Source organism: Pseudarthrobacter sp. HLT1-3 (assembly GCF_059383535.1).
Map to the genome: position 1 here is coordinate 1 of NZ_JBWZCJ010000020.1, position 12,099 is coordinate 12,099.

General features: G+C 64.6%; 15 protein-coding genes. 4 read left to right on the forward strand and 11 right to left on the reverse strand.

Annotated elements, in window-relative coordinates:
• Nucleotides 1-290: 290 nt before the first annotated feature.
• Complete coding sequence (locus AC50X9_RS16135; RefSeq protein WP_494894999.1) at nucleotides 291-1,112, reverse strand: hypothetical protein; 822 nt, start codon at nucleotides 1,110-1,112, stop codon at nucleotides 291-293.
• Between the two features lie 509 nt (nucleotides 1,113-1,621).
• Between AC50X9_RS16135 and AC50X9_RS16140 the strand changes: the two genes are divergently transcribed.
• Entirely contained in the window at nucleotides 1,622-1,792 is a 171-nt protein-coding gene (locus AC50X9_RS16140) for a hypothetical protein (protein WP_494895001.1), read from the forward strand.
• A gap of 490 nt (nucleotides 1,793-2,282) precedes the next feature.
• Here the strand turns inward: AC50X9_RS16140 and AC50X9_RS16145 are convergent, their stop codons facing one another.
• A complete protein-coding gene (locus tag AC50X9_RS16145) occupies nucleotides 2,283-2,687 on the reverse strand; it encodes a hypothetical protein (protein WP_494895003.1) in 405 nt (134 codons plus the stop codon).
• Nucleotides 2,688-2,906: 219 nt separating this feature from the next.
• Entirely contained in the window at nucleotides 2,907-3,494 is a 588-nt protein-coding gene (locus tag AC50X9_RS16150) for a hypothetical protein (RefSeq protein ID WP_494895005.1), read from the reverse strand.
• Between the two features lie 299 nt (nucleotides 3,495-3,793).
• Here AC50X9_RS16150 and AC50X9_RS16155 point away from each other — a divergent pair, with 299 nt between their 5' ends.
• The 3 genes from AC50X9_RS16155 to AC50X9_RS16165 all read left to right on the forward strand — a co-directional run bounded on the left by AC50X9_RS16155 (nucleotide 3,794) and on the right by AC50X9_RS16165 (nucleotide 6,076).
• Entirely contained in the window at nucleotides 3,794-4,150 is a 357-nt protein-coding gene (locus AC50X9_RS16155; RefSeq protein ID WP_494895007.1) for a YraN family protein, read from the forward strand.
• Nucleotides 4,151-4,313: 163 nt separating this feature from the next.
• Nucleotides 4,314-4,910: a DUF4365 domain-containing protein gene (locus AC50X9_RS16160; RefSeq protein WP_494895009.1), complete on the forward strand. Its 597-nt coding sequence runs from the start codon at nucleotides 4,314-4,316 to the stop codon at nucleotides 4,908-4,910.
• A 41-nt stretch (nucleotides 4,911-4,951) separates the two neighbouring features.
• Nucleotides 4,952-6,076 carry a hypothetical protein gene (locus tag AC50X9_RS16165; protein WP_494895011.1) on the forward strand — a complete coding sequence of 375 codons (1,125 nt, stop codon included), beginning with the start codon at nucleotides 4,952-4,954 and terminating at the stop codon, nucleotides 6,074-6,076.
• Nucleotides 6,077-6,184: 108 nt separating this feature from the next.
• On the opposite strand, the gene AC50X9_RS16170 is transcribed toward AC50X9_RS16165, so the two are convergent.
• From AC50X9_RS16170 to AC50X9_RS16205, 8 genes are all read right to left on the reverse strand, one after another.
• A complete protein-coding gene (locus AC50X9_RS16170; protein WP_494895013.1) occupies nucleotides 6,185-6,466 on the reverse strand; it encodes a hypothetical protein in 282 nt (93 codons plus the stop codon).
• A gap of 236 nt (nucleotides 6,467-6,702) precedes the next feature.
• The gene (locus AC50X9_RS16175) at nucleotides 6,703-6,987 is read right to left on the reverse strand and encodes a hypothetical protein (protein ID WP_494895015.1); all 285 of its coding nucleotides are present in this window, start codon (nucleotides 6,985-6,987) and stop codon (nucleotides 6,703-6,705) included.
• The gene (locus AC50X9_RS16180) at nucleotides 6,987-7,358 is read right to left on the reverse strand and encodes a terminase (RefSeq protein WP_494895017.1); all 372 of its coding nucleotides are present in this window, start codon (nucleotides 7,356-7,358) and stop codon (nucleotides 6,987-6,989) included. The genes AC50X9_RS16175 and AC50X9_RS16180 overlap by 1 nt, the downstream gene beginning before the upstream one ends.
• A gap of 154 nt (nucleotides 7,359-7,512) precedes the next feature.
• On the reverse strand, nucleotides 7,513-7,905 hold the full coding sequence (locus AC50X9_RS16185) for a hypothetical protein (protein ID WP_494895019.1): 393 nt from the start codon (nucleotides 7,903-7,905) through the stop codon (nucleotides 7,513-7,515).
• A 596-nt stretch (nucleotides 7,906-8,501) separates the two neighbouring features.
• Complete coding sequence (locus AC50X9_RS16190; RefSeq protein WP_494895021.1) at nucleotides 8,502-9,326, reverse strand: hypothetical protein; 825 nt, start codon at nucleotides 9,324-9,326, stop codon at nucleotides 8,502-8,504.
• Between the two features lie 285 nt (nucleotides 9,327-9,611).
• Complete coding sequence (locus AC50X9_RS16195; protein ID WP_494895023.1) at nucleotides 9,612-9,878, reverse strand: hypothetical protein; 267 nt, start codon at nucleotides 9,876-9,878, stop codon at nucleotides 9,612-9,614.
• A gap of 87 nt (nucleotides 9,879-9,965) precedes the next feature.
• Entirely contained in the window at nucleotides 9,966-10,937 is a 972-nt protein-coding gene (locus tag AC50X9_RS16200; RefSeq protein ID WP_494895025.1) for a major capsid protein, read from the reverse strand.
• Nucleotides 10,938-11,430: 493 nt separating this feature from the next.
• Nucleotides 11,431-11,847 (reverse strand): hypothetical protein, encoded by a 417-nt coding sequence (locus AC50X9_RS16205; RefSeq protein ID WP_494895027.1) that lies wholly within the window; start codon nucleotides 11,845-11,847, stop codon nucleotides 11,431-11,433.
• Nucleotides 11,848-12,099: the final 252 nt, after the last annotated feature.

Below are 12,099 nucleotides of genomic sequence, written 5' to 3' on the forward strand. Positions count from 1 at the left end.
CCATCCTGGAAATCGGAAGTCATCCACCGATTCTTCCAGCCCCCACGCCAAGGACCCGGAATATCACCCGGCGTTTTAACGACTACTGACCCACGCTCCTAGGTGGCGCTCGGGCGGACCTACTCGGTGGCCCTCGTGGGCCTGAACGGATGCATCGTTGACGTGGAGGCCGACATCGGCCTGCCAGAGCACTAGAGGACACATGTGTCGCCGGTAGGATCTCGGTTCGCGGCGGCCAGCCGCGACATTACCCCAGCAGGTGGTCCCAATGGCTATGGCTTGGCAGCGCCTTACACGCCGCCCAAAGCGTTGCGCATTGTCCAGAGTGCGGACGTGCGGGCCCGCTGGACCTTCGGTCGAGAGAGTCCGAGGCGGTGTCCGATTTCGGAGTCGGGGATCGCGTCGTCTTCGGAGAATCCGTAGGCGAGACGGCAGACGTTCTCTTCCAGGTCGGGGACAGCGGCGAAGGCGGCTTCGACAAGGAGCTTATCCTCGACGTCGTCGTAGCAGTCCCGGCCGATGATGGGTACGTCGAGTCGATGGGGGCCATCGCTGGAGCCGTCGGAGTCGTCGCTCGGGCCGGCCAATGGCTGAGGGCTCCGAACGGCCGTAAGAACGGAGATGAAGGTCTCCACGCTCATGCTGTACTGGGGAGCCAGGACGGCGCCCTTGATCGCGTCGCCGTCGGCCTTGCGGAGGATTGAGAAAAAGCGCTTCAGGGTCCGTCCGGGTACGTTCATGCAGACCGGTGCGACGGCGGCTGTACTCATGGAGTTAGCGACGTAGCCCTCCATCGTGGCGGCGAGCCTGGAGTGAGCGCCGTCCAGGTCGAAGGCGTAGACAGCTTCCAGGAATCCCTCGACGGCGGCCATGCGGAGGTCTGCCGCGAGGTCGGAATATCCGGGTCCGTCGGCCCAGGCGCCGCCGGCGTGACGGTACATGCCGGAGGCCTCTCGGAGCGTATAGGCGTAGGCGTAGAGGAGCTTTAGGGTAGCTGTCTCGTCGCCTGACTGCGCCGCGTAGATCGCCTCACGTTCCTCTTCCAGGTGAAGTCCGCCGGTCGTCACGCGGCGGTCGAAGATATCGGAGAGGGCTTTATCGAAGGTGGACATTTTCCTTTTCCATTCTAGCGCGAGGCGCCTTACGTGAGATTACCGGTAAGTACTGGTGATTGTGTTGTTATTGATACTTGAGAGGATATGGGCGTATGGCGCCTTGCGCTAGTGGCAGTAACGAGACTTGGAGCTGAAACCTTTCCGGCGCTCAGCGGCGGCTTAGGGCTGGCGGCGGCAGGGGGTGGTGAGTACTGCTGGGACGCCCCTTGCCGGCGACCTTTCCGCGGTCGGAGATGGCGAGCCGGGGGCTTGCCTGCGAGTCGTCAGGGTCGAGTCGATGGACGAGGTGGCCGTCCGGAGTTATGTCGGCGCCGTCAGGAGAGCGCGAAGGTTCGAGAGGTCACTAGGCGCTCCTGACTGGGTGGAGGGCTCGGGGAGATCTCAATGAAGAAGGTGTCGGGTTGGACCCTAGTACTCGCGCTGCTCGTGGCCTAGAATTGCGCCGAGAGCTCATGCAGTAGGGCGCCTCACGCAAGAAATATCGGTACACCTGGGGGGTATCACCGATGAACGAAATGGAACGGCCGGAGTCCTCTCGCGAGTCCGCGGAGGACGACCATGATCTGCTGGACAAGGTTCTTGATTGGTACGTCGTCCTCCCCGTACCCGAAGCTCCCGGCCACTGGATAGCCGTCTTTGCGGACGGCTCCTACGTAAGGAACTGGGTACCGTCCTAGGCGGCGGGCAACTTCCCCCGGCGTCGCGGCGGCATCGTCGTCGTAGAATTCCCCGGGGGCGTGCTTCAGTAGGGAATGCTCTGTCGACGAAGCCTCACGAGGAGCCTAACGAAGGTCTCGACTGTCACAACCGCATAGCCACCGCCGACGGGCTTCCGGATTCTTTCACGTAGGGGACGCCGCGGGCTCCCTGCCTTGACCGGCTGCTTCTCGACGCCGGCGCCGCGAGTCGGATGATGCCGCCCCGGACTCGTAGTTCTTTGACCCACCAACAAAGGGCAATATGCCATGAAGCTCGACGGCGTCGTTGCAGCCTTCCTGGTCGCGAATTGGCGACCATCCGGGTCAGCGGGCGTCACCCGCCATCCTGACAGTGCGGTCGGTGGTTGTTCCCGGGCAGTCCGGGCAGAGCCGGCCGAGGGCGCCGTTCGCGAAGGAGCGAAAGGCTCCGGGTTGCACAGGCGACCTTGCCAGCCTCCCGTAAGTCGCCTTACGCATATCCTCCCGGCTTAGGATTGCCGGGGGGCCGTGTCATGCGGGGGCCAGGAGCCGAGGCGCCCCGCTTCGAGGCCGCTGCCTGGGCCGGAAAGGCAATGACGCCAAGAATCTCGGCAATCTTAGCTGAACGGCGAGCGCCCATATGGGGCAGGATTTCCCGCATAATCTCGGCAGCCCGGAGGCCGGAGATTTCGGAGTGCCAGGTGGCCTTGACCGGCGCGGGGTGAAGGGACAACCGGAGCTTCGTGTCCATGAGGGACGCCGCGTGTCCGACGACGTCGCGGTCCGTCATTGCAAGGCGGATTCGGGGATACTTTCCGCGGTGGGCGTCGAAGGTGCCTTCGCCTTCCAGGAGCCCGGCCAGCCAGAGGAGATCGTCTCGGTCGCCGTGGATCATTTTGTGGGGTCCTTTCGGGGTAGCAGCCAATGGTCCATGCCAGGATGCGGATAGCATCGGCGGCGGTCGCCGTGACGTGGACGCCGTCCCTTTTTGTCGTTGGTGGGGACGAGCAAGAAGGGGGCCAGGGAAGGTCTATCTGCTCAGCCAGGGAGGGCCGGAGATCGATAGAGACGAAGTGACGCACTTACAACATTGCGTCACTTAGTCGTTCGAAGGCTACCTCCGCCGGCGCTCTGCTTCGCCGGCGACGAGGCTGGCGCGTTCAGATATATCGCGAAGGGCCACGGCGATCCGCTTGCGGTCTTTCGCGGCGAGGTCGTCAATGGCGATTCGGCGGAGGAAGGTCTGAACCAAGGCGGCGGCAGACTCGACGACCTCCGGGTCTGAGATAGGGGCTCCAGCACCGAAGAGGGCAAGGGTTCCGCTGTTGCGCTCGCGCTTCTCGACGGACCGCTCGCGGGGGCTCGCCGAGCGGAGACCAAGCTCTTCCAGGGCGTCGTCGTCCAGACGATCGCGAAGGACGTTTCCTGTGTGGTAGCGGATAGCCGCCTGGATTGTCGAGAGGTCGTCGCCTGGCACGCTCGCCTGACTCATGACCTCGCGTACCCAGCTCCGGTAAGCGTAGGTCCGGCCGAGCCAGTCTGGAGTTCCCTCGCGCGTGAAGAAGTGCTCCCGGGCCGATATGAAGGCGCGAGCGGTCTCACGGAGTGTCTCGGTCCGCTCGTTGGCCGCGACTGTGTAATAGCGTCGCAGTGAGCTGACGGCCTGGCTCTGCAAGTCGTTTAGCGCGGTAGTGGAGTTCATGTACCCACGGTAAACCGAGCGAGGCGTCTTACGCTAGTCGTCAAGACACGAAAAGCGACCCGTCGTAGCCCACAAATAGGAAGCAGGAGCGGGACATTTTTCCAGAGATCCAGTAGATGGTCGGGACGTCGCCTGCTTCCCTTGCCAGAGTCCGGACCCTTTCAATGGATCGCAGGTAGGGGCTACGACGTCGACGGGATTGTGGTCTTGGTCCCGCGTCTCCCGGCAATTTTCCGGGGTTACCCACATAGCGTCCCGGACGCCTGCGCCGGGCCCCTTCCGCCGCGCAAGCTGGAGTCATGAGTGCTAAGGAACTGCGGGGCCGGCGCGGGGAGGAACCCGCCGCCGGCTACCTCGAAGCCCAGGACAAGCGGATTGTTGACGGTCAGTGGCGGTGCACCGAGGGCGACATTGACTTTGTCGCACTCAACGGCGACACCCTGGTGATCGCCGAAGTGAAGACACAGAAGTCCCCAGCCTGCGGGCATCCTATTGAAACGGTGAACGTAAAGAAACTGGAGCGGCTGCTCCGGCTGGGCTCCGCCTCGTGCCGCGCCTATGAAACCCGTGGGCGACTGCGTCGGGTCGGCGGGATCGCCGTGCTTGACGACGGGCCCGGCGACCCCGCCGTGGAACATCGCAAAGAGGTGGGCTAGGTGGCGCTCGGCAGGACCTACTCGGTGGCCCTCGTAGGGCTGAACGGTTACATCGTTGAAGTGGAGGCCGACATCGGCCAGCCAATGTCGACTAGATGACACATGAACTGCGAGTTAGGGCGAGTTGCCTGGCTGTCGTAGGCAGATCTTACGCTTCTGTTGAGTGGCTGAGGATGCGGAAGCAAAGGGCAAGCCGTTGGAACTGTACTATCTCTACATGACTGGGGGCGCGCCGACGACGGTGCTTAGAGGATCGCCGCAGCGTGGCTTTAACTTGATGGAGCAATTTCAGCTTGGCTACATCAACGCTATTGCGGCTGCTGCCGGATGCAACATCGCAGGGACACCGTCAATCGACGAGGGAGTTGACCTTATACTCTCCCATCGGTCGGATTCTCATCTTCGGACGGGCGCGGTGTACTTGGAGCTACAGCTCAAGAGCACAAGTCAGTTCGTCGATCAGAATTCTGATCATGTCTCGTCGAACATGAGAGCCGATCGCTACCAGGAATTTATCAGCAACAACCCCAGCATGGACCGGATCGTTGTGGTGATGTCGCTGCCGTCGGATCCAGCGGAATGGATGGAAGCTACTCATGATCAGCTAGCACTTAGGCACTGTTGCTACTGGGTAAATCTCCGGGACGCTGATCCGTCCAGCGCGGCCAGACCCACGTTTCGCGCACCAAAAGCCAACATCTTTGATGATGTTGCACTGTGTGGCATTATGCAGCGCATAGGACAAGGCGGGCAGCCATGAATGCATTCGTACCCTCTGACAAGGTAAATAGCCTTTTGTCCATGCTGGAACGCTTCCACTGGTTCCGTGCTGAGGGCGCGCCCGGGAGGTTTGACGTCTGGCGGGAGGCTGAAGGCCCGGGCGAGATCGTGGTTCCTTTGGACGCCGAGAGGCCGGACTTCGATCGCCTGCTTGCGAGGGCGGAGGACGAAATGGTCCTACGCTTCGGTAGCGAGGCAAAGCACGTTCAGGAGCTCTTTCGCGTCAAAGAATCCGCTGCCCTCGATGAATCGCAGTGGCAAAAGGAAACGCCATTCGACGCCGGGCTAATTCGTTGGAGCGACGGAGAGCTTCTCTACGCTTCCGCCCGATCGATGCTCATTGCCTCGGCAAAGTCGACGCGAGAGGCGCGGATGTACCACGGAAACGCAAGCGCCTTCATTGCTAAGCAGTTTATTGATGACTCTTTTATGGGTCAGACAGCAATCGGTAGCTACATCATCACGGCCCACACCCAAGCTGCGAAGAAGTTCTACCTGACGAAACGCTCCGAGGACGTTTCAGTTCAACGCCCCCGCCTTGCGGAAGCTGTAAGTGGACGGGAGATTCTGAATACGTTTGAACGATCCCTGGACTTGGCACGCCGTTGCCTCGACGAGTACAGGTCGAAGCCGGTCACTGACATGTTCGTCGAAGCTGTCGATGAGGGTCTTTCCTACGAGTTCGTCAAAGCGCTGGGCGATGTCACTCGGAATAGTGCCTCAGGGATTCAGGTGCTCCGTTACAGCAGCACAGGTCCCCGGCCCGTGAAACGGGAGTTTGAGTTCATTCCATCAGAAGCACAAGTCCTTGACAGGGTGGCGGTTAGGTTCGCACAGACCCCCCAGTCGCAAGAAGTAACCCTCGTTGGAGAGGTTGTTCTACTCAGCCACGCTTCAGCTACTGACGTGAGGGTGATTCGCCTTGTCATAGAGAGTGGCTCTGCGGCGAAAAAGGCGCGTGTCCGGCTAACTGCCGAACAATATCGAGTAGCGCTGGCAGCCCACGCAAGCGACGCGATGTTGAAGGTTTCCGGCCGCTTGGAGCGAGAAGGAAATTTTTATTGGCTATACGACGCGGCGCAGGTGGAAGTTGTGCCCAACGAAAACGCCGACCGAGTCGACTATGAGCATGGAACTCTCTTTTAGGTCCTGCTGACCCGGCGACGTCAAAGCACCGCAAAAAGGCCCCTCTCGCGGCCCAGGGCATAATGCCTGGGCTGGGAGAGGGGCCTTTTGTTATGGGCGGGGAGGGGCTTAGCCCAGGTCGTTAGCGGCGGCCTCAATGTCGTAGGGGTCGTATGCCTCTGCTTCCTGGTCCTGGTACTGCTTCTTGTTCCCGTACTTTGGCGCGATCGTGGCTTTGATCCGCTGGACCTCGGCGAGCGCGGCCCGGCGCGCTTCGTCGGCGGCCCGGTCCTGTTCGATATCGGCTTCGTCATTTATCCATGCCAGGTGGACCTCAATCCAAGTGTGCAAAGCTCTGGTATACGCCTCAACGGCGGCCTTGTGCTCTTCTGTTGCTGTAGTTGTAGTCATTTGGGCATCATGCCACAGGGCATGTCCTCCCCTGACCACTGCGGGGCGTTTGTGTCTTGGCTCGTCTGTGTGGCCGCGTCAGTGCGGGCGGTAAGCCAGGCTTCGTGCCGGGCGTTAAGCTTCGTGCAACGCCGACAACGGCTGTTCAGGCGGCCGCCTGGGCGGGTCCGGAACTGAGACCGGAGCCTGGGCCCGCACTGGGCGCACTCTTTGATCTCGGGAGGGGCGTCGGACATTTAGCCATTCTCCTTCAGGGTGGATGCGTAGTGTTCGGCTGTCCGCTGGGCCAGGCGGGCCACGGCGCCCGCGTGGGCGTCCATCACGTCCTGGCCGCGCCCGCGAGCCGCCTCACGCGAGCGGGCGACGTCTGGGTCGTCCGAGATCGCGTCGAAGGTCGCCCGGAGGACTCCAGAAGACGCCAGGGTGACGGGGTTGACGGGGATCGAGGCGAGCCCGTCGAGGAAGTGGAAGTCGCCAGGCTGGCCGACCAGGGCCCGGCCCTTCGTCTTGCGGCCCGCCATTAGTTGCGGCCGCCGTACTTGCGATCTCCGGCGCCGTAGGTGCCACGGCTCCGGCCGCGACGCTGGGGCTTCGAGTCTTCCTCGTCGGGGAGGCGAAGGGACGCGACCAGGCGTGAGAAGACCACCTGCTGGTGACGGCCCTCGACGATTGCGGGGTGGGCCTTGACGCCCTGGGGGCTCGTTATGGTGACTCCCTCGGCGCGGACGACGACGTCCAGGGCGTCCAGGCGATCTTTCACTCGGCAAGCCTCGACCAGGAGGACGGCCTCCTGAGTCTCGAAGTCGAAGCTCTCGGAAAGCTCATTCCAGAGGGCTAAACCGGCCTCGCCGAGGTCTGCGGGCGGGGGCGGCGTGGGTGTTTCGGGGTCCATGTCGGGCCTTTCGTGGGGGAGGACGGAATAGGGCTAATAGGTTCAGATCAGGTCGACGGCGAGACGCTGAGCCCATCCGGGAACACCGGAAACCTTTAAGGAGTCCTCCCCCACGTAGGGGTCGGGGTCTCGGCGTCTACGTGGCGGCCGGGGGCTAGCTGGAGTACGCGCTCGGCGTGCGGACCGAGCCGACGTACCCGCCGCTCATGCCTGACGCGGCGCGCTTGATCTGTGCGACCTCGCGCGCTGTCAGGTACACGCCCGACGTGTCAGTCAGGCCAACACTGTGCTCGCCCAGGCTCTCCTCGGTCATTCCGCGAGGGTTGTCGAACTCACGGCGCGCGGCCTTGAGTACGACGAGCACGACGACGGCGGGCGCCGAGGTCGACCAGGTCTCGCCGAGAGAGGGCGAGACCTCAGCGAGAGCCAGCGTCGTGGCGTCCTCTAAGGCCGCCGTAGCGCGGGCCTGGGCCTCAGCGAGGAGGGTGCCCTCTGGTACGCCCAGGCGGGCCTCTAGGGCGGCGAGGGGTGGGGGCAGCGCCGGCATGGCGGGGGGTCCTATCAGTAGATCCAGCGGGGGATGCGGTAGAGCGGGGCTGGGGGGTTGCTCACGTCGCGCCCGCCAGGGCAGCCAGGAGGCGAGGCGTGGGCCGGGGGCCGGTGAAGGTGGGCCGGGGCGCCGAAGCGGGAGCAACGGGCCTGGGGGCCGGAGCGGCAGGGCCAGGGCGGGGAGCGCGGCGAGGAGCAGGGGCGCCGTCGCGAGCGGCGTAAGCCCCGGCCGCGCGCGACCGGTGGAGGTCGCACTTGTAACGCTCGCCGATCGGCCCCTCGCATCCGCGAGCCTCACAGATACCCGTCCGGATCGCCTTCTGGCGGAGCGCATGATTAGCGCCGCGACGGCAACTCAGGCAACGCGCCTGGGGGCGCCAGGTCTCGACAGTGTCGTGGCCCTCCTTGAAGTGATCCTCCGGCCAGAATCGGCGGCACCTAGGGCACTGGAGGAAGCCCTCGCGGGCAATGAAGGCCGGGGAGGTCTTTCGCTCGACGGCGGCCCAGACGATCTCCGGGTAGGAGTCGGACTCGATGTTACGGACGTGGAACTGAGGAATGGTCATGGTGTAGAGCTCCTAGGGGTTGGGAGGGTTAGAACGGGCGCACGGCACGGGCCGGGCGATAGATGAAAGTGCCTTGGAACTTGCGCGGCTGGCCCCAGCGGGCGGAGGCCGCCGAGCGGAGATCCGTCGTGGAGAGGTCGCCGGGATGCCCGGCGGAGGCGTAGAGGTCAGGGAGGGCACTCCGGAGGAGCTTGTCCTCGCCGTCCAGGGACGCCCAGAAGGGCTCCAGGAGCTTCTCCAGGGGGAAGACGTCCAAGTCCGTAGGGGCCGGGAGAAGGGCACGGAGAGCCTTCAGGAGGAGCACACGAGCGCCGGACGAAGCGCGGACGTCGCGGGCCGTCGAGGCGAGCGCGGAACGGTGGTCGGCCCAGTCGTCGGAGTAGCCGGTACGGTCCTGGGCCAGTGCGTTGGGCGCGTCCACGGCGACGCGGATACCCTTCGCCAGAGCACGCGCGCCGATGGACGACGCCTGGAAGATCTCCTCGGCGACCTCGTAGTCGTCGGCGGCGGCGTGGGCCTCGGCCTGGAGGCGGTCCGTCTCAGCGTCCAGGAGGGCCTCGTGGGCCATGAAGAGGTCCGAGCGGGATCTCGTCGAGTGGAGGGTCTCAGCGGCCATCTGGAGGGTCACAGAGGCGAGCCTGGCGACCTCATGGTCGTCGACGGGCTCGTCCAGGATCGTGAAGCCGGAGCGACGCTGGTAGCAGAGGCCCCGGCGGGAGAGGTCCTGGGCGAGCGCGCGCATGGGGAGCAAGCCGACGGGCCAGGAGCCACGGCGGAGAGCTACCAGTGGGGGGAGCGGGGACGGCGAGGAGGACGGGGCGGCGGCCCAGCCGAGGAGGGAGGGAGTAGACATTGCGGGGTTCCTTCAGTAGGGGTTGGGCGTTGCCAGGGGCTAGAGGAGCTAGCCACAGCTAACCGGGAAGGCTCCAGGGCACTACGGCCGCTGGCCGCCTAAGAGGCGGAGCCTCTCCGGCGTATTGCAAGTTCATTAATAGGGCGAGATCGAAAGGGGAAAGTGCCCCTCTATGCCCCTTGCGTGCCCCTCGTTTAGGCCCTAGATCTAGTGGAAAGGGGCAAAAGGGGCAGGAGGGGCAGCTATGTAGAGAAAACAAGTAGAACCAACTCAGATAGGTACTAGTTACGTCACTGCGTCACTGCCGAGAAGGGCGGCCGCTTCCCTGGAGAGCGCCGAGAGGATCGCCGGGTCGGCGCCGACGGCGAGGGCCTGGGTCTGGCGGGCCAGGAGATCCTCGACCAGGGCCGAGCGCGTGTCCGCGAGCTCCTGGGCGGCGGCATGACGCTGGCGCATGGCACGGTGTTTACACGCTGGGCGGCAGTACATGGAGCCGAGGCGCTCGGCTTCGTAGTCCGTGCGGCAGAGGACGCATTTTTCGAGCAGGGGCATGGGTGCCTTCCAGGGTCGTGCGACCCGTAGGGGGTAAAAGGGGGGCTGGGGCCCCTCCTGGAAAGGAAGGGCCCCAGCCTTGACCGACTAGGCGGTCGTGTTGACCTTTACGACGGCGCCGCCCGGAACTTCAGTCACGGTTGCGGAGCCAGCCACGAAGCCGACGTCGCCCTGCTTGGCGCCGACGTCGGCGGTACGCTCGGCGCGGTACAGCGGGAGGATGCCAGCGCCCACGAACGTCGAGACGATCGACCGCTCCTGGGTCATGTTTGCGTCGTAATCGCGCAAGTAGCGGAGGGAAATACCTTCGCCATTCACGGTCTGTCCGAAGGCGACGCCCGACGGGACGACCGGGGCACGGTGGGCGAGGTAGAGGGCCTCGCGGGTCATGAAGATAACCTCGCCCGGCTGGACGCGGCCGCTCTCTACCGTCTCGAAGCCGCGCACTCGGCCGAGTGAGCCGCCGCGCAGAGCGTCGGCGCTACCGGTCTTGTCGAAGTCCAGGGCGCCGGAGTCGAGAAGGTCGTCCGCGACGTCGGAGCCGATAATGGCCACAAGGTCAGCGGCGGCGACGTCGATGCCTTTGGCGCGGAGCGCGGCGCGGCCAGCGGTGAACAGCTTGATCGGGTCAGCGGCGGAGTAGGTGATCGCCGGGTCCTCGGCGATACCGGCCAGGACGGCCTCGATCGTGGACTCGATCTTGTCCACGACGGCGTCGACCTGAGGCTTCAGCGCCTGGCGGGAGAAGTCCTGGATATTCAGGGACAGATCGTACTCGGAAATACCGATCGCGGAATACGCGTGAGTATCGAGCTTTACCGGCTCCTGGCTCTCAGCCAGGGAGTCCAGGACGATCGCGTTGGTGACGTCGTCCAGGGCGCGGGAGTGGGCAGTGAGGGCGCCGGGCACGTTCAGGAAGACAGTGTCGCCACGGCCTTCCTTGAAGGCGGACTCGTCGTACTTGGCGACCAGCGAGGCGAGGCGGAAAGAACCCTTGGCGAGGGCGACGGCTACGTCGGCGACCTGCTGGGCATTGTATGGGGCAAAGGTGTTGGACAAAATGGGCTCCTTAGTGAGCAGGGGGGGATGGGGTGAAGAGGGGTTTCCGCACTCGCGGCGACACTCCACGCCCGGACCGGCCATGACGGGAGAAGTCGAAAGGGTGCGCCGAGAACGACGCGGGTACGCCAGGGGAGGCGCGGGTCCGGGCGACGTGTCTGGGAGCGCCGGGCTCCCGCCGCGAGACCTGCTCGCGTCGACGTCGTTCGGAAATATGGGGCGGGGTTGGAGTTGAAGACGCGGGCGGCGCTCGACGATCGCCACAGGGCAGAAACGATCGGAGCAGACACGCGCCCGCGCCTTCATTGCTTGCCGGGCACAACCCCTAGAAGGCCACAGGCAAGCGCACCCGTCGCTGGAAGGAATAACGGCGACGGGAGGGCGGGGCCCCAGGCGCGCCCGCTTCGCGCTGGACGAAGGTGTGAGTGCGGCGGGCGAGCCTGGGGGCTGGAAGAGCTAGGCTCTCCCCCTCCATAGGAGGAGATGGGAACCTTTATTCGTCGCGGGCCATTCGGGCGAGACGCCGGGCCTTGGCGGTCGCGGCCAGGGCCATGCGTTCCTCCTGGGAGAGCTTCGCGAGGCTCTCAGAGAGCCGCTGGCGGGCCTCCAGGCGCTCCTCCTGGATCAGGCCCGCCTCGTATGTTTCGACGCGGTTGCGGGCCGCCTCAGACTTCTCCCAGGCGGCAAGCCGGTGCAAGAGGGGCTTGCCGTGGACCTCGTCGAAGGCGCCGGAGACGGGGACGATGTTCTCCTCGAAGGCGAGCTCGTCGGAGGCGTACCTGGGCGACGACCAGGAGAGGTCGGCGGAGCGGTCGGCGATGAGGCGGTGAGCCTGGCGGAAGCGTTCGATGCGGTAGGCCAGGTGGCGGCGGTTGTTGTAGCGGCGGCGGCACTCGCCGGGATGGGTCACGGCGGGGCGGCCGCGCTTACGGGGGTTGCGAGGGGGGAGGGCGGCGCCACAGTAGCGGCAGAGTAGAGGGTCCATTGTGTAGAAGTCGATTCGGGGGTCGTCGAATGGGTGGGCGGGGAGACCAAAGCTCCCAATAGAGGAGGGGGACGGGGGCCTCCAACTACTCAGGGGAAGGGGCACTTTCTTTTTAGAGGAGTGAAAGTGCCCCCATGTATAGAGAGGGCCAGGGGCTCGCGTCTGCTCACTTTTCGG

Coding starts and splice junctions, on each gene's coding strand:
- AC50X9_RS16190 (WP_494895021.1), bottom strand. CDS start 9,326: ATGTCTACTCCCTCCCTCCTCGGCTGGGCCGCCGCCCCGTCCTCCTCG.
- AC50X9_RS16140 (WP_494895001.1), top strand. CDS start 1,622: ATGAACGAAATGGAACGGCCGGAGTCCTCTCGCGAGTCCGCGGAGGAC.
- AC50X9_RS16175 (WP_494895015.1), bottom strand. CDS start 6,987: ATGGCGGGCCGCAAGACGAAGGGCCGGGCCCTGGTCGGCCAGCCTGGC.
- AC50X9_RS16180 (WP_494895017.1), bottom strand. CDS start 7,358: ATGGACCCCGAAACACCCACGCCGCCCCCGCCCGCAGACCTCGGCGAG.
- AC50X9_RS16145 (WP_494895003.1), bottom strand. CDS start 2,687: ATGATCCACGGCGACCGAGACGATCTCCTCTGGCTGGCCGGGCTCCTG.
- AC50X9_RS16155 (WP_494895007.1), top strand. CDS start 3,794: ATGAGTGCTAAGGAACTGCGGGGCCGGCGCGGGGAGGAACCCGCCGCC.
- AC50X9_RS16165 (WP_494895011.1), top strand. CDS start 4,952: ATGCTGGAACGCTTCCACTGGTTCCGTGCTGAGGGCGCGCCCGGGAGG.
- AC50X9_RS16135 (WP_494894999.1), bottom strand. CDS start 1,112: ATGTCCACCTTCGATAAAGCCCTCTCCGATATCTTCGACCGCCGCGTG.
- AC50X9_RS16170 (WP_494895013.1), bottom strand. CDS start 6,466: ATGACTACAACTACAGCAACAGAAGAGCACAAGGCCGCCGTTGAGGCG.
- AC50X9_RS16195 (WP_494895023.1), bottom strand. CDS start 9,878: ATGCCCCTGCTCGAAAAATGCGTCCTCTGCCGCACGGACTACGAAGCC.
- AC50X9_RS16185 (WP_494895019.1), bottom strand. CDS start 7,905: ATGCCGGCGCTGCCCCCACCCCTCGCCGCCCTAGAGGCCCGCCTGGGC.
- AC50X9_RS16150 (WP_494895005.1), bottom strand. CDS start 3,494: ATGAACTCCACTACCGCGCTAAACGACTTGCAGAGCCAGGCCGTCAGC.